The following is an 18,117-nucleotide window of genomic DNA, read 5'->3' on the forward strand; positions in this document are numbered from 1 at the left end:
AGGGAGCCCCTGGGTCCGGCGGGTCTCAGGTTGCGCGTGGATTGCATTGACATGGCGCTGACGTAATCGTACGGTCTGTCGTATGTCTAGTCAGTCGCGAATAGATATTCAATTGCCCTTGTTCGGTGCCGGCATCTGGCACTTCGGCCGGTACGTCGACCGCTACGCGACCGACGGCTACGGCCCGCCGGTGGACACCCTCGGCGCCATCGACCTGGCCGGTCAGGTGGGCGAGCTGTCCGTCGTGGACCTGACCTACCCGTTCGACCCGGTGGACCTCCCCGTAGAACGGGTGGAGGAAGCTCTCAAGAGCAACGGGCTGCGGGCCATCGCGGTGACCCCCGAGATCTATACCCGGCGTTTCTCCCGCGGCGCGTTCACCAACCCCGACGAGGGAGTACGCCGCCAGGCGATCGAGTTGGTGTCCGAGGCCGCCGAGGTCGCCAGGCGGCTGGGCTGCGATTACGTGAAGCTGTGGCCGGGGCAGGACGGCTGGGACTACCCGTTCCAGTCCGACCACTCCGAGCTGTGGCGCCTGTCGCTGGACGCCGTGCGTGAGCTGGCGACGAGCTTCCCCGACCTGCGGTTCGCCATCGAGTACAAGCCGCGTGAGCCGCGTAACACGATGGTGTTCTCCTCGGTGGCCAAGACGTTGCTGGGGATCGAGGAGATCGGCCTGCCCAACGTCGGCATCCTGCTCGACTTCGGCCACTCGCTCTACGGCGGCGAGTCGCCTGCCGACGCGGCGCGGCTGGCGATCTCGCGCGGGCGGCTGTTCGCGATCGACGTCAACGACAACTACCGGGGCTGGGACGACGACATGGTCGTCGGCTCGGTGCACCTGACCGAGACCTTCGAGTTCTTCTACGCGTTGCGTGAGGCCGGCTGGGACGGGGTGTGGCAGCTCGACCAGTTCCCGTTCCGTGAGGACTCGGTCGAGGCGGCCCGTGCGGGGATCCGCGTGATGAAGGCCATTCACCGCGCCCTCGGCCTCGTCGACCGTGAGGCCCTGGCCGCAGCGCAGCGGGCACAGGACGCGCTGGCGGCCCAGCGCATCGTCCAGCGGGCGCTGCTGAGCGTCATGGCGGATCAGTGATGGCCCTGCTTCCCCCAGATGCCGCGCGGTCGGCCGGCTACCGCGAGCTGACCGCCCGGATCCGGCAAGCCGCCCAACTCGACCGCGACACGGCCGCCGCCCAACCCGACCGCGAGACGGCCGCCGCTGCGGAGCTCGCCCGGGTGGCCACCGACGTGCGCCGGAGCGTCGTGCGCATGATCGACCGCGCCCGCATGGGCCACATCGGCGGCGACCTGTCCGTCACCGATATCCTGGTGACCTGCTTCTACGGCGTCATGTCAGTAGACCCGGAAAACCCGCACTGGCCCGGACGCGACCGTTTCGTGCTGAGCAAGGGCCACTGCGCCGCCGCCCTGTACTCCACCCTCGCCCACTGCGGCTTCTTCGACCCCGCCGAGCTGGACACCTTCATGGCCCCGCTGTCGGCGCTCAACGGGCACCCCAACAAGGTCAAGGTGCCCGGCGTGGAGACCAACACCGGCGCCCTGGGCCACGGCCTCCCCGTGGCCACCGGCTGCGCGCTCGCCGCCAAGATGGACAGCGCGTCCTGGCGCACGTTCGTGGTCCTGGGTGACGGCGAACTGCAGGAGGGCAGCAACTGGGAAGCGGCGATGGCGGCCGCGCACCACGGGCTGTCGTCCCTGACGGCCGTCATCGACCGCAACCGCCTCCAGCAGGGGGCCAGGACCGAGGACACCAACGCCCTGGACTCGCTGCCCGACAAATGGCGCAGCTTCGGCTGGGAGGTACGCGAGGTCGACGGCCACGACCACCTCGCCCTGCTGGACGCCTTGAGCGGCTCGTCCACCGGGCGTCCGGTCGCTGTCATCGCCAACACGATCAAGGGAAAGGGCGTGTCGTTCATGGAGGACCGGGTGGAGTGGCATCACAAGGTGCCCACCGCCGAGCAGGTCGAGACGGCGCTGGCGGAGCTGGCCGGATGACCGTGACCGACCAGCGGGCGACGTTCGACTGCCGCCAGGCGTTCGCCGAGGAGCTCATCTCCCTGGCGAGCCAGGACGAGCGGATCGTCGCCGTCTGCAACGACTCCGTCGGCTCCAGCAACCTCGTCGGCTTCCGCGAACGCTTCCCCGACCGCCTTATCAACGTCGGCATCGCCGAACAGGACCTCGTCGGGGTGGCGGCCGGACTGGCCAACGCCGGGAAGATCCCGTACGTCTGCGCCGCGGCGCCGTTCCTCACCGGCCGCGCCCTGGAGCAGATCAAGGCCGACGTCGCCTACAGCGAGGCGCACGTCGTCCTGTGCGGTCAGAGCCCCGGCATGGCCTACGGCGAGCTCGGGCCCACCCACCACTCGATCGAGGACCTGTCCTGGCTCCGCGCGGTCGCCAACCTCGACGTCATCGTCCCTTCGGACCCGGTGCAGACCCGCGCCGCCGTCCGCTGGGCCGCGGCCGCGCGACGGCCTGTCTACCTGCGCGTTCCCCGCTTCAAGGTGCCGGAGGTGACGCCTCCTGACGCGCCCTTCGCGCCGCGCCAGGCCGTACTGCTGCGTGAGGGGAACGACGTCACGGTGATCGCCATCGGCTCGCTCACCTCGCGCGCGCTCGAGGCCGCGGACCGGCTGCGGGACGAGGGCGTGTCCGTACGCGTACTGAACACGCCCTTCCTCGACCCGATCGACGAGGACGCCGTCATCGCGGCGGCCAGGGAGACGCGCGGGATCGTCACCGCCGAGGAGGCCACCACCAGCGGCGGCCTGGGCGCCGCCGTCGCCGCGACGGTCGTCACCCATCAGCCGTGCCCGATGCGGATCCTCGGCGTGCCGCGCGTGTTCGCCCCCACGGGGGACACGGCGTTCCTGCTGGATCACTTCCGGCTGTCGGCCGACGGGATCATCGCGGCGGTGAAGGACGTGCTCGGCCATGGCTAGCGGCCCGCTCGTCCTGGCCATCGACCAGGGCACCAGTTCCACCAAGGCGCTGCTCGTGGACGCGGGCGGCCGGGTGGTCGCGCGCGGCACCGCGCCGCTGGCCGAGCGGCAGCCCCGGCCCGGCTGGGTGGAGCAGTCGCCGGACGAGCTCTGGGAGAGCGTACGGCTGGCGGTACGGACGTGCGTCGACCCGTCGGCGGCGGGCCGGATCGCCGGGGTGGGCATCAGCAACCAGCGCGAGTCGCTGGTGCTCTGGGAACGCTCCACCGGCCGGCCCGCCGGCCCGCTGATCAGCTGGCAGGACCAGCGGACCGTCGCCCAGTGCCGGGAACTGGCCGCCACGGGCGCCGGTGACCTGGTGCGCTCGGTCAGCGGGATGCCGCTCGACCCGATGTTCTCGGCGCTGAAGGCCCGCTGGCTGCTGGACGCCTACGACCCTGACCGGCGCCGCAGCCTGGCGGGCGAGCTGTGCCTGGGCACGGTCGACTCCTGGCTGCTCAGCCGGTTCGGCGGCGACCACGTCATCGAGGCCGGGAACGCCTCCCGCACCCAGCTCCTCGACGTGCGGGCCGGGCAGTGGGACGAGCGGCTGCTGGAACTGTTCGGGGTGCCGCGGCAGGTGCTGCCCCGGGTGGTCGCCTCGGATGGTGACTTTCCGGCGGTGCGCGGGCTGGACCCGGTGCCCGACGGGGTGCCGGTGCTGGCCGTGCTGGGCGACTCGCACGCGGCGATGTTCGCGCACGCGGGGTGGCGGCCGGGCGTGGTGAAGGCCACGTACGGCACCGGCTCGTCGGTGATGGCCATCGGCGACGGCGGCGACGCTCCCGGGCTGTGCCGGAGCATCGCCTGGGACCTCGGCGGCCGGGTGCTCGCCGTGGAGGGCAACATCCGCGCCACCGGGCGCGCGGTCAGCTGGCTGGCCGAGCTGTTCGGCGTCGACTCCGAGCGGCTGCTGGCCGAGGCCGGGGACGACGAACCGGGTGGCGTGCATCTCGTGCCCGCGTTCGGCGGGCTGGGCGCGCCCTGGTGGGAGCCCGACGCGACGGCGGTGCTCACCGGCCTGACCGCGGGCACCCGGCGCGGGCAGCTCGTGGCCGCCGCGCTGGAGTCCGTCGCGTTCCAGGTGGAGGACGTGGTGGCGGCCGTCGAGCGGGCCACCGGGCAGGTACGGGTCCTCCTGGCCGACGGCGGTCTCACCCGCAGCGCGCGGTTGATGCGGTCGCAGGCCGAGATCTCCGGCCGCGTGGTCGTCCGGTCCGGCGAGCACGACCTGTCCTGCCTGGGCGCCGCCGACGCCGCCGCGCTGTCGGCCGGGCTGTGCACGTACGACGAGCTGGAGGGACGGCAGCGGCCGGCGGAGGAGTTCCGCCCGGAAGGCGACCCGGGCGAACGCGCCGCGCGCCTGGCCGCCTGGCACGAAGCCGTCGACCGCGCGCGCCCCCCGGGCCCGCGACCGGCTCCGGCAACCTCGCGACCGGCTCCGGCAAGCCCGCCACCGGCATCGGCAAGCCCGCCACCGGCATCGGCAAGCCCGCCACCGGGCGGAGACAGGTCAGCCCACGGGGAGAGGAGCAGCACATGACGGGCACATCGTTAGCCGGGCGCCGCCGATGGCCGGTGCGGTGGATCGCCGCCGGGGCCGTCGCCGCCCTCGTGGTGGCCATGGCGCTGAGCACCGAGTACCGCTCCGCGGAGTCGGCCGGCGCGGCGGCGCCGAAGAAGTTCGATCCCGCCACGTTCGGCGCCGAGAACTACGAGGCCAAGGTCGTCCCCATCATCCAGAAGAGCGCCGTCGAGTTACCCGTCCTGCTGAAGGCGATCACCGCCGGCAAGGACGCGGCCGGCGCCAAGTACGGCAAACGCCAGGGCACCAGCCCCTACAACTTCGCGGTCAAGGGCACCGGCGTGGCCGGCGAGGCGAAGTCGGGCCTGCTGCCGGTGACCGTGGACGGGTTGCCCGACGGCACCCGGGTGTCGATCCAGATCGGCCCGGCCGTCAACGGCACGGCCCTGCGCGACGCCGCCGGTTACATCACCTTCGGCCAGTTCGTGAACCAGGTGGAGTACGCCGACGCCGCGACCGCCCTCAACAACCAGATGCGGCAGAAGCTGCTGACCGGCCTCGACGCCGCCGGGCTGAAGGCCAAGAAGATCACCTTCACCGGCGCGTTCACCCTCCTCACACCCGCCACCGTGACGATCACCCCGGTGGCGATCTCGTGACCGGCCACGTGCTGCGGGCCTGCGACGTCACCAAGGTGTACGGCGGGACGCACGCCCTCAAGGGGGTCGATTTCGGCGTCGCCGCCGGGCGGGTGACCGCGCTGTTCGGCGAGAACGGCGCCGGCAAGTCCACCCTCATGAAGATCCTCGCGGGCATCGAGCACCCCACCACGGGCCGCGTGGAGCTCGACGGCCGCCCGGTCGAGCTGGTCTCCTCACGCGACGCCGCCGACCACGGCATCTCGATCATCCACCAGGAGCTGAGCCTCTGCCCGAACCTCAGCGTCCAGGACAACCTGTTCCTGGCCCGCGAGTTACGCGGCCGGCTCGGCGCGGTCGACAGGAGGACCCAGCGCGCGGCCACCACGGCGGTGCTGCGCCGCTTAGAGGAGGACGTCGACCCCGACGGGCTCGTCGGCGACCTGCGGCTCGGGCAGCAGCAGGTCGTCGAGATCGCGCGGGCCCTGCTCCAGGACGCCCGCGTGCTGATCATGGACGAGCCCACGTCGGCGCTCACCGCGCCCGAGGTGGAGGTGCTGTTCCGGGTCATCAGGGAGCTGACGGGCAGCGGCGTCGCCGTCGTCTACATCTCCCACCACCTGGACGAGGCGCTCGACATCGCCGACGACGTGGTGGTCCTGCGCGACGGCCGCCTGGTCGCCACGGCCGACGCCGCCGAGGTGGACATCCGCTGGATCGTCGAGCGGATGGTCGGCCGTGACCAGGACGCCCTGTTCCCGCGGCGTGAACCGGTGCTCGGCGAGGACCTGCTGACCGTGCGCGACCTCATGGTCGCCGACCCCGCGAACCCCGACCGGCTGGCGATCGACGACGTCTCGCTGACCGTGCGCGCCGGCGAGATCGTCGGCGTGTACGGCCTGATGGGCTCGGGCCGTACCGAACTGCTCGAAGCGCTCGCGGGCCGGATCGCGCCCGCGTCCGGGCAGGTGGAGCTGGCCGGCCAGGCGCTCGACGGGAGCGGCATCCGTGAGCGCATCGGCAGGGGAGTGGTGCTCGTCCCCGAGGACCGGCAGCGCGACGGCCTGGTCCAGACCATGTCGGTGGGGGAGAACCTGTCCCTGGCGGGCCTGCGTTCGTTCGTCCGCGGGCTGTTCGTCTCGGCGGACCTCGAACGCGGCGCGGTCGAGCGGACCATCGCCGACATCACCGTCAAGGCCAGCGGCCCGAAGGCGGCCATCGGCTCGCTCAGCGGCGGCAACCAGCAGAAGGTGGTGATCGGCAAGGCGCTGCTCACCGGCCCCAGGGTGCTGCTGCTCGACGAGCCCTCGCGCGGCGTCGACGTGGGCGCCAAGGCCGACATCTTCGAGCTCATGGCGGCCCAGGCCCGGCAGGGTCTCGCCGTCCTGTTCACCACCTCCGACGCCGAAGAGGCCCTGCACATCCCCGATCGGCTGCTGGTGCTCGCCCGCGGCGCCGTCGCAGGGGAGTTCCGACGCGGCGAGCTGACCCGGGAGGAACTGATGAGCGTGTCCGACGGCGGCGCCGTATGAGCAGCCAGGGAACCACCACCGCGCGCGTGGCCCCGGACCCGCCCCAGCCGCCCGAGGCGGCCGCCAAGGCCCGGCGGCTGTCGCTGCTGAACGTCGCTTTCGAGCTGCGTGCCTTCATCGCGCTGGCCGTCCTCATCGTGGTCTTCGGCCTGCTGTCGGACTCCTTCCTCACCGTGACGAACGTGATCACGATGACCAAGCACGTCGCCATCAACGGCGTCATCGCCCTGGGCATGCTGCTGGTCATCCTCAAGGGCGGCATCGACCTGTCGGTGGGCTCCATCGTGGGCCTGTCCGGGGTCGTCGCCGGCGAGCTGCTGCAGGGCGTCGCGCTCGGCGGCGTGATCGCCTACCCGCCCGTGTGGGTGGTGATCGTGCTGTGCGTCGCGGTGGGCATGGGGGTCGGGCTGCTCAACGGCGTGCTGGTCACGCGGTTCAACGTCGCGCCGTTCATCGCCACGCTCGGCATGCTGTACGTGGCCCGCGGCGCGGCGATGCTCATCTCCAACGGCGCCACCTATCCCAACCTGGGCGGCAACCCCGCCCTCGGCAACACCGGCTTCGACCTGCTCGGCAGCGGGCGGCCGCTCGGGCTGCCCACCTCGATCTGGATCATGATCGTGCTCGCGGCGGCGGCCGTGCTGCTGCTGGCCAAGTCGCCCTTCGGCCGGTGGCTGTACGCGACGGGCGGCAACGAGCGGGCCGCGGACCTGTCCGGCGTGCCGATCCGCCGGGTCAAGACCATCGTGTACGTGGTCTCCGGCGCCTGCGCCGCGATCGCCGGCCTCATCATCGCCTCGGAGCTCACCTCGGCAGCCCCGCAGGCGGGCGAGACGTACGAGCTGAACGCGATCGCCGCGGTGGTCATCGGCGGCGCCGCGCTGAGCGGCGGCCGGGGCACCGTGCGCGGGACGCTCGTCGGCGCCTTCGTGATCGGCTTCCTCGCCGACGGCTTGGTGATCCTGGGCGTCTCGACGTTCTGGCAGATCCTCATCAAGGGCGCCGTGATCATCCTCGCGGTGATGCTCGACCAGGGCCAGCAGCGGTTCAAGCGCAGGGGCGCCGCCGCGTCGGCGGTCGCCGCGAGCGCCCGGCCCACCTAGCCCGGCCCACCTGGCGGCGACGGGGCACCGCTCACGGCGGTGGCCGCCGAACACCCACGCCATGTCACCCACATCTGGAGGTCGTCCATGTCCGCTGCCCCAAGACCGGCCCGTCGCCTGCTCGTCGTACTGTCGCTCCTCGCCACCGGCTCCCTGCTGGCGGCCTGCGGTGGCGGCGGCGCTGAGCAGAAGGCCGCCACCCAGCCGTCCGCGACCAGCGGCGGCACGGCCGGCGGGCTCATCGCCATCATCACCCCCTCCCACGACAACCCCTTCTTCAAGGCCGAAGCCGACTCCGCCAAGGCCAAGGCCGAGGCGCTCGGCTACGAGACGTCCGTGGCCTCCCACGACGACGACCCCAACAAGCAGAGCGAGCTGATCGACGCCGCCATCTCCCGCAAGGCGAAGGCGATCATCCTCGACAACGCCGGCGCGGACGCCTCGATCGGCCCGGTCCGCAAGGCCGTCACCGGTGGCATCCCCGTCTTCCTGATCGACCGCGAGATCAACGCCACCGGGGTGGCGACCGCCCAGATCGTCTCCAACAACGCTCAGGGCGCGCAGCTGGTCGCCCAGTCGTTCGTGGAGAAGATGAAGAACAAGGGCAACTACGTCGAGCTGGTGGGCAAGGAGTCCGACACGAACGCCAGCGTCCGCTCCAAGGGCTTCGCCGACGTGATCTCCCAGTACCCGGACCTCAAGCAGGTGGCCAAGGAGAGCGCGAACTGGGACCAGCAGGAGGCCTTCACCAAGATGGAGACCATCATCCAGAAGAGCCGCGACATCCAGGGCGTCATCGCCGGCAACGACACCATGGCGCTCGGCGCGGTCGCCGCGCTCAAGGCCGCGGGACTGCTCGGCAAGGTGACGGTCGTCGGCTTCGACGGCAGCCCCGACGCCATCGCCGCCGTCAAGGCCGGTCAGATGCACGCGACCGCGCTCCAGCCGGCCGCGCTCGGCGCGCAGAGCGCCGTCGAACAGGCCGACCAGTACATCAAGACCGGCAAGGCGAGCAAGGAGGAGAAGCAGTCCATCGACTGCGAGCTGGTGACCGCCGAGAACGCCGACGACTACGGGGTTTTCGCCAGGAAGTAGCAGCCGCGAGGGGGACCCGCGAGAGTCCCCCTCGGACAGGCCGAACGGTAGGCTGAACCATCGATTCACGGGGTGCGGGGAGGCGGTGGCCGGTGGTCCCGAGTCTGGGACGGGGGCGCGGTGTGAGCACGGAGCATCTGCGGCTCCTGGCCAGGGTGGCCCGCATGTACCACGAGCAGAGCATGCGCCAGCCCGAGATCGCCGCGGCGCTCAGCATCTCCCAGCCCCGTGTCTCCCGCCTGCTCAAGGAGGCGGTCACGCGCGGCATCGTGCGCACGGTCGTCGTCCTGCCCGACGGCGTGCACACCGAGCTGGAAGAGGAGCTGCAGCGCCGCTACGGCCTGCGCGACGTCGTGGTGGTCGACATCGAGGACGCCCGCGAAGACGCCATCCCGTCGCTCGCCTCGGCCGCCGCCGCCTACTTCGACGCCACCTTCACCGGCGGCGACGTGATCGGCATCTCCTCCTGGAGCGAGACGCTGCTGGCCACCGTCGAACGCATGCAGCCCAAGAACACCCAGGTCGCCGACCGGGTCATGCAGCTCGTCGGCGGCGTGGGCAGCCCCGAGGCGCAGGTGCACGCCACCCGGCTCATCGGCCGCCTGGCCGATATCACCCGCGCCCGCCCCGTCTTCGTCCCCTCGCCCGGCGTCGTCGGCACCGCCGCGATCCGCGACGCGCTGCTGGAGGACCCCGGCGTGGTCGACGTCATGGCCCAGTGGCGCGAGCTGACCGTCGTGCTGGTCGGCATCGGCAGTCTCGAACCCTCACCGCTGCTGCTGAGCAGCGGCAACGCGGTCAAGCAGGCCGACCAGGAAGAGCTGCGCTCGCTGGGCGCCGTAGGCGACGTCTGCCTGCACTTTTTCGACGCCAAGGGCAGCGCGGTCGACTCGGGCTTCGACCGGCGGGTGGTCGGCATCGACGTACGCGCCTTCCGGGCGGTCGAGCGGCGGGTCGCCGTGGCGGGCGGCCTGCGCAAATACTCGGCGATCAAGGCCGCGCTGGACGGCGGCTGGGTCAACGTCCTCATCACCGACCTCCACGTCGCCGAGCGCCTGCGCGCCGAGGCGAGCTAGCCGGCACGATCACCGCAGGGGGCCGCTCCACCTCCCACGAAACCGGATTTTTCAAGATCCGCCCTTTTTGACCTCTCTTCCGTACACGTTTCGACAGTTGAACGCGGAAGGAGAAGCCATGACCCCACTGCGATCCGTCCCGCGAACACACACCGAGCATGCCTGGCCCCTGCGCCACGACGCGCAGGCCGTCCGGTATGCCCGAACGGTCGTCCGTGACGTACTGACCGGACTGGAACTGAGTCCCGATCTCGTCGATGACGCCGTGCTGATGGCCAGCGAATTGGTGACAAATGCCTTTCTGTATGGAGAGGCACCCTATGAGCTGGTGCTCCATACCGATCCCGAGGAGATCGTGTGCATGGTGGTGGACTGCGGTTCACCGCTGCCGGTGGCCCGTGTCGTCGAGGCCGACAGCGAGCGTGGGCGGGGACTGTGCATCGTCGCCGCGCTCTCCGAAGGCTTCTGGGGATGCCACCCCCAGAAGTACGTCACCAGTCCCGGGCGCATCGGGAAGGCGACGTGGTTCGCCTTGCCGTACCGGCGTCCCGGGATGCCGGGCGTACGACGGGGCGGGATGTCCGTGGCGAACGGGCCCGGTAGCGCCGCCTAGCGCTGGAGCGGGAGAGGAACGGGCGCTGTGGGGGCGCCTGTTCGATCCGCTGGTTGAAACGCGAAATTAATGCGATGCCGTGGCCGGGGCCGCGTGGTTGGATGTTCCATGGACGCCACTCGCTTGATGACCTGCCTGGCCGATGAATACGCGTTGCTCAGAGCCGCGGTCTCCGCCGCGCCGGACGTGGCGCCGGTGCCGAGCTGTCCCGGGTGGACCGTCGCCGATCTGGTCGCGCACGTCACCGAGGTCTATCTGCACAAGGCCGAGACGATGCTGCGCGGGGAGTGGCCGACGCCGTGGCCGCCCGACCTGTCCGGCGAGGAGCCGCTGGCGGCGCTCGACCGGTCCTATGCCGAGCTGGTGACGGAGTTCGCCGCGCGGGTCCCGGACGAGTACGCGCTCACCTGGTACGAGCCCGACCAGAGCGTCGGGTTCTGGATCAGGCGCATGGCGCAGGAGACGGTGATCCATCGCGTCGACGCCGAGCTCGCGGCCGGCCTGCCCGTGACGCCCGCCGCCGCCGACCTGGCCCTCGACGGCGTGGACGAGGGGCTCAAGGTGATGCTCGCGTACGACTTCGCCCGCTACCCCGAGGACTTCGCCGAGGCTGTGCGTGACGACCCGAAGGGGACGGCCATCGCGGTCGTCGGCGGGGAGCGGGCCTGGCTCGTCCGGCCGTCGCCCACCGAGGTCGCCGTCGAGGACGAGACCGCTGACAGAGCGGTCGAGCAGGCCGAGACGGTCGTGTCGGGGGCGCCCGACGAGCTGTTGCGCTGGGTGTGGGGCAGGGGCGGCGAGGTGTCGGTCACCGGCGACCCCCGCCATGCCGCCTACCTGCGCAAGCTCGTCTCCCTCGCGACCCAGTAGCACGCTCCCGGCCGCACCAGGTGCGGCCGGGAGGCGGCGGCTTACAGCCCGCAGAGCTCCGAGAGGCTCTTGGCGGACTTCTGGCTGTTCTGGGTCGGCGTCTGGGTCGGCTTGGCGGCGTACGAGCGCGAGGGGCTGGTTGTAGGCGTCCCGGGCGAGGAGGTGACGTCCGCCGCCTGCGCGCTCCGTGCCGTCCGGGTCGAGTCGGCGATCGCCTTGGCCGCGGCCCGGCGGATCTTCAGCCAGTCGGGACGCCCCGACAGGAACTCCGGCGGCACGAACTGCAAGCTGGTGATCTTGGCGTTCTTCACCTTGACGGCCAGCTCCACGAGCGGCTTCACCAGCTCCTGTGGGATGTTCGTCTGCGCGAGCCGCTTCGTCGCATCGGCGATCTTGCCGAAGTTGAGAATGATCTTGTCAGGCGTCGCCTGCTGCGCGAACGCGCCGATGACGCAGCGCTGGCGGGCCATGCGCGAGAAGTCGTCGCTGTCCACCCGCGACCGGCCGTACCACAGGGCCTGCTCGCCGGTCAGCTTCTTGTAGCCCGCCTTGATCGTGCCCGCGGTGCCGTAGTGGCCGCCCCACTTGATGTCGCGCTCCACGCGGATCTTGAGGCCGCCGATGGCGTCGACCAGGTCCGCGAAGCCGTACATGTTCATCATGGCGTAGTAGTCGATCTTCAGGTTGAGCGTGTAGCCGATGGCGTCCATCAGCGCGCGCGGTCCCCTGTTCTTACCGCCCATGACCTGCGGGTTGTCAGTGGCGTACTGCCAGACCTCGTTGAGCAGGCCGCCGTTGGGCAGCTCCGCCATGAAGCCGTTGGGGAACTGCTTGCGCAGCGGAGAGGTCGTCGGGAAGTGCACGTGCTGCAGGTTGCGCGGCAGGCTGAACAGGACCGTGTTGCCGGTCCGGATGTCCACGCTGGCGATCGTCATGCTGTCGGTGCGCACGCCGGTGCGGTCGCCGGCCGCGTCGCCGCCGATCAGCAGGAAGTTCACCCGGTCCTTGCCGTTCCAGGGATCGCTCGCCTTGATCGGCGCCATACCCGGGTCCGTGCTCTCGGCGATGGGCTTGAAGATCTTCTGAGACGTATTGCGTATGGTCTGGACGGCGCTCGCGGTGACGGCGAAGGGGGCCATGACCGAGACGCAGAGCACGCCGACCACGATGCCGGAGATGATCTGGCCCTGCTGGTTCAGCCGGTTGGGGCCGAGCGCCACGTACGACGTCACGATGACGGCGAACCAGGTCAGTGCGAGCAGCGAGGCGATGACGATGACCGTCATCTGCCCGTCGGCGCCGGCGAACACGGCGAAGTCGGCCTCTTTGCGCGTCAGCCCGTACGCCAGCCCGGCCAGCAGCAGCACCACGTAGACGCCGAGCAGGATCAGACCGGTACGGCGGCGCCCGGCGCGCAGGTGAGCGACGCCGGGCACGAGGGCGGACAGCAGGGTCCAGCCGAGCACGGAGCCCAGGGTGAGCGGCTTGGCGAACTGCGGCGCCCCTGAGCCCGGCCGGGAGCGCGGCTTGGGCCGCCCGGCACCGGGAGACCCGGGACCGCGGGCGCCCTTGCCGCCCGGCGGCTTCCCGCCGGGGCCCTTCCCGCCTGGAGCCTTCTCGCCCGGACCGGTGCCGCTCGGACCTGTGCCGCTCGGACCGGTCGGGCGGGGGCCGGCCGGATGGGTGCCGTGGGTGCCCGCGACTGGGGGACCGTCCGTGGGGGAGCCGTCCTGCGGTGGGTCGTCCGCGTCCGCCGCCTCGCCCGTGGGACTGGTGCCCGGACCGTTTCCCGGTCCGGCTTCGGATGCTGTGCCCGAGCGGCGGGGAGCGCGCCGTTTTCTGCCCTCGGGCGCGGTGTCCACCCCATCGCGCTTGCTCACACCGGCTCCTTCACACGCCTACCTGGCGAAACCCATGGGTTTTAAGCGCCCCGTAGGGCACAAGATTGCCAGGAGTCTAGCCCCCATATAGGGACATCCAAGACATGTACCCAACCTGAGATGAACATGCCGTGACTTCACGAGGTCGTCGACGACGCGGCCATCCAGGTGTTGCACTGGAAGGCCTGGTTCTTCTCCCAGCCCTGCCGGAACCACCGGTTGTTGTTCACTCTGTTCCCGTGGTCGCGGGGGTATCCGGGGTAGTCGCCCACCTGCCCGTAGAACCAGAAGAGGCGGGCGCGGTCCGACGTGCTGACCGGATAGGAGGCGGCCACGGATCTCATCCACATGCCGCCGAAGCAGGTCGCCTGGAGTTCCAGTTTTCTGCTCAGTGCCAGCTTGCCGCTCCTGCTGCCCGAGTCGACCGTCTGCTTCCACCAGGAGTCCATCACGCCCGAGATGTTCTGGACGTGGTGCCCGTACTCGTGGGCCAGCATGCTGATGATCCCGCCGTGCCAGGAGATGATCTCCCCGTAGCCGCGCGCGTTGCCGTTGCCCCTGGCCATGGCCGAGGTGGAGGCGTAGATGGTGTTGTTGCGCGGGCAGTAGTACGGCACCATGCTGCCCGGCGACGGGTAGTCGCCGCAGGCGCCCCTGCCGCGTGTGGCCACGATCGAGTAGCTCGGCGGCGAGAACGGGATGCCCTGCTTCTGCATGATCGGCCCCCAGGCCCGGTCCATGCACTTGCCGGTCTTCAGGATCAGCGCCTTGAGCTGGCTGTGGCTGAAGATGTTCGCGCCGCCGGCCGGGCAGCTCACCCTCGGCAGGGCGCCGGCCCGGTACAGGGTGTTGTTCTTCGTGCTGGTGTTGAGCGTGGCCCGGGTCGGCGTCTCAGGCTCGGTGGAGCGCGTCGCCGTCGGCTCGCTCGACCGCGTCCGACTCTCCGATTCGCTCGGGGAAGGCGTCTCGTCGTCGTCGTAGGTGTACGAGGAGGGGATCGCGACCGGCGTGGTCGTGTCGGGCCTGGACGAGCCCTTGAGCATCGCCGCGCCGATCACCAATAACACGAACAGCGCCGCCAGGGAGCCGAAGACTGCCCCGAGAATGCCGGCCACCCCCATGCCCGACTTCTTCCTCGGCGGCGGCCCCCACTGCCCCGGCGGCATCGGCGGACGCGGCGGGGGAGGCGGCGGCTGCTGAGGATGCCACGGCCCACCCTGTGGCGGCCCGTAGGGCCCGCCCGGCTGGTACGGCTGCCCCTGCGGCGGCCCGTACGGCCCGCCCGGCTGATAGGGCTGCCCCTGCGGTTGCGGCGGGTACGGCTGTCCCTGCGGCGGATACACGGGCCCCTGCGGGGGCGGCGGATATGCCGGGGGCGGCGGTTGCTGTCCCGGCACCGGGTGTGGATGGCCGTAACCCTGAGGCTGCGGCTCCCGGTGACCCGGCGGCGGCCACGGGCGAGAAGGAGGCCGCTGGGGCTGACCTGGCCCTTGAGGCGGGGGTGGATGCTGCCCGTTGCCTGTCACCGTGTATCCCCCTTTACTCGGTTGTCCGTAATGAGTGACTTGGGATGTCACCCCTCTGGCATTTGCCGAATTTTGGGCAGAAGCATACCGATTTATCACCCGTCACAGAAGTCGCAGTACCCGGCTACGGTCCGAAATCATTCGAGGTGATCTCCGCTATGTCCCGGACCGCGCGGCAGGTGGTGTCCTAGCTTCTTTGACATGAACCTCCAGCAGCTCCGCTACGTGGTCGCGACTGCGGAGCACCGCACCATGACCGACGCGGCCAGATCGCTGTATATCGCGCAACCTGCGCTTTCGCGCGCGATCCGCGATCTGGAACGGGAACTCGGCATGACGCTCTTCGCCAGGTCCGGACGCGGTGTCGTCGTCACCGCACAAGGCCGGCGGGTGGTCAAACTGGCAAGGGAGGCACTCGACGCCGTACACGAGATCGAGAGCCTCGCCAATCACGGCAGCACAGGGGAGGCGGAGCTCCGCATCGCCGCCACACCCAGCCTCGAACCCGGCCTGGCCGGACGGCTGCTGCCCGCCTATACCGCCGAGCACCCGGGTGTCCGCGTGCACATCGTCCGCTGCGAAGGCCGTGACGCCGTCGTCAGCGCCATCAGGGATCAGCGGGCCGACCTCGGCCTGACCGATCTCCCCGTACCCACCGATCTCATTACCCATCCGCTCGAACGCCAGGAGATCGTGCTGATCTCCCCGCCCGGCCTCGAACTGCCCAATCCCGTGCCCATGGGCAAGCTTGACGGGATGCGCCTGGCCTTGCCCGCCCGGGGCAGCGTCCGGCGCAGAGAGCTCGACGCGATGTTCGGCAAGTACGCCGTCAGCCCGATCGTGGTGCTCGAAACCGACGAGCGCAACGGCTGGCTCAACGCCGTACGGACCGGCCAGGCGTCACTGCTGTGGTATCGCGGCATGGCCGAACAGGCCGGCCGGGCGGGCCTCATGGTCCGTTCGCTGGAACCCGCGGTCCGCCGGGTCATCGCCGTCGTGCACGCCCGTCGCCGCCTGCCGCTGATCGCCCAGGACTTCCTGGCCACCGCCGAGAAGGGTTCGGCGGCCTAACCTCTGTCCTGAGCACATCGCTTTCGGCCGCTACCGCGCCCGGCCGGACGCGAGACCCTCCCCCCTCAACTCACCTCGCCACCGGCAGCCGCACGACCGCACGCAGCCCCGGCGAGGCGTCCTCCAGATGTACCGCACCCCCGTGAGCCCGTACGGTCTCCCGCACGATGGCCAGGCCCAGCCCAGCGCCGCCCTCGTCGCGGCTGCGACCCGAGTCGAGCCGGGTGAACCGGTTGAACACCCGCTCGCGATCCTGCTCGGGAATGCCCGGCCCGTCGTCGGTCACCGTCAGCACCCCGTCCGCGGTCAGCGCCACCTCCACCTTCGACGAGGTGTGCCGTACGGCGTTGTCCACCAGGTTCGTCAGCACCCGGCTCAGGTCCAGCGCGTCGCCGCGGACCACGACGGGATCGCACACGGTCAGCCGCGCCTCGCCGTACCTGTCGACGGTCTGGCGCACCACCTCGTCGAGATCGACCGGCTCGCTCCTGGCGGGCACGCCGCCGCGCTCGTCCAGGCGGGCCAGCGCCAGCAGGTCCTCGGCGAGCCTGGACAGCCGCATCGCGTCCTCCATCACGCCTTCGGCCGTCTCGGGCCAGTCCTGGCCCTCCGGATGGCCGAGCGCCACCTCCAGTTGCAGCCGGATGCTGGCGAGCGGGCTGCGCAGCTCGTGCGCGGCGTCGGAGACCAGCGCCCGCTGCCGCTGCTCGGCCTCCTCCAGCCGGGCCAGCATGTCGTTGAGCGTGGTGGCCAGCGAGTGCACCTCGTCGCGCGACTCGGGCACCGGCAGCCTGCGTGACCTGGCGGTGTGCGTGATCTCGGCGGCGCCCCTGCGCAGCGCGGCGATCGGCCGCAGCGTCCGGCCGATGATCAGCCAGCTGGCCACGGCCAGCAGCACGATGAGCATCGGCGTGCCGACCAGCAGGATCCGGCCGGCCGTACCGAGGCTGGTCTGGATCTCGCCGACGGGCCGGGCCGCGATCACGGTCCTGCCGTGGTCGGCGCTGATGACCACCACGCGCAGCGGCCCCGAGATCGCGTACGGCCGGCCGTCCAGGAACGTGGCCTGGCCGTCGCGCAGCACCTCGGCCCGCGCCCGCGCGTCCAGCAGCGGGACCAGCCGGTCGGCGCCGTAGGTGACGTCCGTGATGCGGCCCTTGGCGTCGATCACCTGCACGATCGTGCCGTCGTGGGTGGCGATCGGGCTGGTCAGCGTGCCCGCGTCGGCCTGCACCCGGATGGTCTGGGCCTGCTGCCGCGTCGAGTCGTCGACCGTGCCGATCAGCGCCCGGTCGAGCACGGTCAGCAGCACCGACGCCGAGATCGCCAGCGCCAGCGCGAGTACCGCGGCGGCCACGACCGTCAGCCGGAAGCGCAGCCCCTGGCGCCGCCACCAGATCAGCGGCGAGTCAGCCACCGTCGCCCGCCAGCCGGTAGCCCGCGCCCCGCACGGTCTGGATCGCGTTCCGGCCGAACGGGGAGTCGACCTTGCGCCGCAGGTAGCCCACGTACACCTCCACCACGTTCGGGTCGGTGTCGAAGGTGTCCCACACGTGCTCCAGGATCTCCGACTTCGACACCACCTCGTCGCGCCGGCGCATCAGGTATTCCAGTAGCGCGAACTCCCTGGGCGTCAGCTCGATCCCGGCCTCGCCCCGCTGCACCCTGCGCCGCGCCGGGTCCAGCGACAGGTCGCCCGCCGCCAGCACCGCGGGCCGCCGCCCGGAGTCGCGCCGTAGCAGCGCGCGCAGCCTGGCCACCAGCACCACGTACGAGAAGGGCTTGGTCAGGTAGTCGTCGGCGCCCAGGTCGAGCCCGTCGGCCATGTCGTACTCGCCGTCCTTGGCGGAGAGCATCAGGATCGGCACCCAGTTCTCCTCGGCGCGCAACTGCTTGCACACGTTGTAGCCCGACAGGCGGGGCAGCATGATGTCGAGCACCACGATGTCGTAGTCGCCGTGCCTGGCCTCGTGCAACCCCTGCTCGCCGTCGTGGGCGAGGTCCACGGCGAAACCCTCGGCCTGCAGCCCCCGCTGCAGCGCGGCCGCCATCCGCCGCTCGTCCTCGACGACAAGTACTCTCATGTGGCGATTCTCCATTTCCTGCCCTGAGACCACGCTGAGAAGGCTGAGAGCCGTCTCAGCCGGTCTCAGGCTCGCCTAAGCATGCATGACGCA

16 protein-coding genes are annotated in these 18,117 nt (G+C 70.9%); 12 read left to right on the top strand and 4 right to left on the bottom strand.

What is annotated here, in order from left to right:
* Positions 1-118 precede the first annotated feature (118 nt).
* The 11 genes from KLK06_RS54810 (at position 119) to KLK06_RS54860 (ending at position 11,463) form a co-directional block, all read left to right on the top strand.
* Entirely contained in the window at positions 119-1,096 is a 978-nt protein-coding gene (locus KLK06_RS54810; protein ID WP_214643839.1) for a TIM barrel protein, read from the top strand.
* Positions 1,096-2,022, top strand: a complete 927-nt coding sequence (locus KLK06_RS54815; protein ID WP_214643840.1) for a transketolase — start codon at positions 1,096-1,098, stop codon at positions 2,020-2,022. The genes KLK06_RS54810 and KLK06_RS54815 overlap by 1 nt, the downstream gene beginning before the upstream one ends.
* Positions 2,019-2,972: a transketolase family protein gene (locus KLK06_RS54820; RefSeq protein ID WP_214643841.1), complete on the top strand. Its 954-nt coding sequence runs from the start codon at positions 2,019-2,021 to the stop codon at positions 2,970-2,972. The genes KLK06_RS54815 and KLK06_RS54820 overlap by 4 nt, the downstream gene beginning before the upstream one ends.
* Entirely contained in the window at positions 2,965-4,554 is a 1,590-nt protein-coding gene (locus KLK06_RS54825; RefSeq protein ID WP_214643842.1) for an FGGY family carbohydrate kinase, read from the top strand. Before KLK06_RS54820 ends, KLK06_RS54825 begins: the two co-directional genes overlap by 8 nt.
* Positions 4,551-5,195, top strand: coding sequence for a DUF2291 family protein (locus KLK06_RS54830; RefSeq protein WP_214643843.1), 645 nt, complete (start codon positions 4,551-4,553; stop codon positions 5,193-5,195). Before KLK06_RS54825 ends, KLK06_RS54830 begins: the two co-directional genes overlap by 4 nt.
* Entirely contained in the window at positions 5,192-6,706 is a 1,515-nt protein-coding gene (locus tag KLK06_RS54835) for a sugar ABC transporter ATP-binding protein (protein ID WP_214643844.1), read from the top strand. The genes KLK06_RS54830 and KLK06_RS54835 overlap by 4 nt, the downstream gene beginning before the upstream one ends.
* Entirely contained in the window at positions 6,703-7,809 is a 1,107-nt protein-coding gene (locus KLK06_RS54840; RefSeq protein ID WP_214643845.1) for an ABC transporter permease, read from the top strand. The genes KLK06_RS54835 and KLK06_RS54840 overlap by 4 nt, the downstream gene beginning before the upstream one ends.
* Before the next feature lie 87 nt (positions 7,810-7,896).
* Positions 7,897-8,904: a D-ribose ABC transporter substrate-binding protein gene (locus KLK06_RS54845; protein WP_214643846.1), complete on the top strand. Its 1,008-nt coding sequence runs from the start codon at positions 7,897-7,899 to the stop codon at positions 8,902-8,904.
* Positions 8,905-9,026: 122 nt separating this feature from the next.
* The gene (locus KLK06_RS54850) at positions 9,027-9,980 is read left to right on the top strand and encodes a sugar-binding transcriptional regulator (RefSeq protein ID WP_308168940.1); all 954 of its coding nucleotides are present in this window, start codon (positions 9,027-9,029) and stop codon (positions 9,978-9,980) included.
* Between the two features lie 118 nt (positions 9,981-10,098).
* Positions 10,099-10,593, top strand: a complete 495-nt coding sequence (locus KLK06_RS54855; RefSeq protein WP_214643847.1) for an ATP-binding protein — start codon at positions 10,099-10,101, stop codon at positions 10,591-10,593.
* A 108-nt stretch (positions 10,594-10,701) separates the two neighbouring features.
* The gene (locus tag KLK06_RS54860) at positions 10,702-11,463 is read left to right on the top strand and encodes a maleylpyruvate isomerase family mycothiol-dependent enzyme (protein ID WP_214643848.1); all 762 of its coding nucleotides are present in this window, start codon (positions 10,702-10,704) and stop codon (positions 11,461-11,463) included.
* A 41-nt stretch (positions 11,464-11,504) separates the two neighbouring features.
* Here the strand turns inward: KLK06_RS54860 and KLK06_RS62845 are convergent, their stop codons facing one another.
* Entirely contained in the window at positions 11,505-13,343 is a 1,839-nt protein-coding gene (locus KLK06_RS62845; protein WP_308168941.1) for an LCP family protein, read from the bottom strand.
* A gap of 137 nt (positions 13,344-13,480) precedes the next feature.
* On the bottom strand, positions 13,481-14,686 hold the full coding sequence (locus tag KLK06_RS54870; protein ID WP_308168943.1) for a neutral zinc metallopeptidase: 1,206 nt from the start codon (positions 14,684-14,686) through the stop codon (positions 13,481-13,483).
* 384 nt (positions 14,687-15,070) lie between these two features.
* On the opposite strand from KLK06_RS54870, the gene KLK06_RS54875 reads away from it, so the two are divergent.
* Positions 15,071-15,940: a LysR family transcriptional regulator gene (locus KLK06_RS54875; protein WP_214643849.1), complete on the top strand. Its 870-nt coding sequence runs from the start codon at positions 15,071-15,073 to the stop codon at positions 15,938-15,940.
* Between the two features lie 70 nt (positions 15,941-16,010).
* On the opposite strand, the gene KLK06_RS54880 is transcribed toward KLK06_RS54875, so the two are convergent.
* Together KLK06_RS54880 and KLK06_RS54885 are read right to left on the bottom strand one after the other, a co-directional pair.
* The gene (locus KLK06_RS54880) at positions 16,011-17,357 is read right to left on the bottom strand and encodes a cell wall metabolism sensor histidine kinase WalK (protein WP_214643850.1); all 1,347 of its coding nucleotides are present in this window, start codon (positions 17,355-17,357) and stop codon (positions 16,011-16,013) included.
* On the bottom strand, positions 17,350-18,024 hold the full coding sequence (locus KLK06_RS54885) for a response regulator transcription factor (protein WP_214643851.1): 675 nt from the start codon (positions 18,022-18,024) through the stop codon (positions 17,350-17,352). Before KLK06_RS54885 ends, KLK06_RS54880 begins: the two co-directional genes overlap by 8 nt.
* Positions 18,025-18,117 lie beyond the last annotated feature (93 nt).

Origin of the sequence: Nonomuraea sp. NEAU-A123, assembly GCF_018603905.1 — a bacterium.
Lineage (GTDB): Bacteria > Actinomycetota > Actinomycetes > Streptosporangiales > Streptosporangiaceae > Nonomuraea.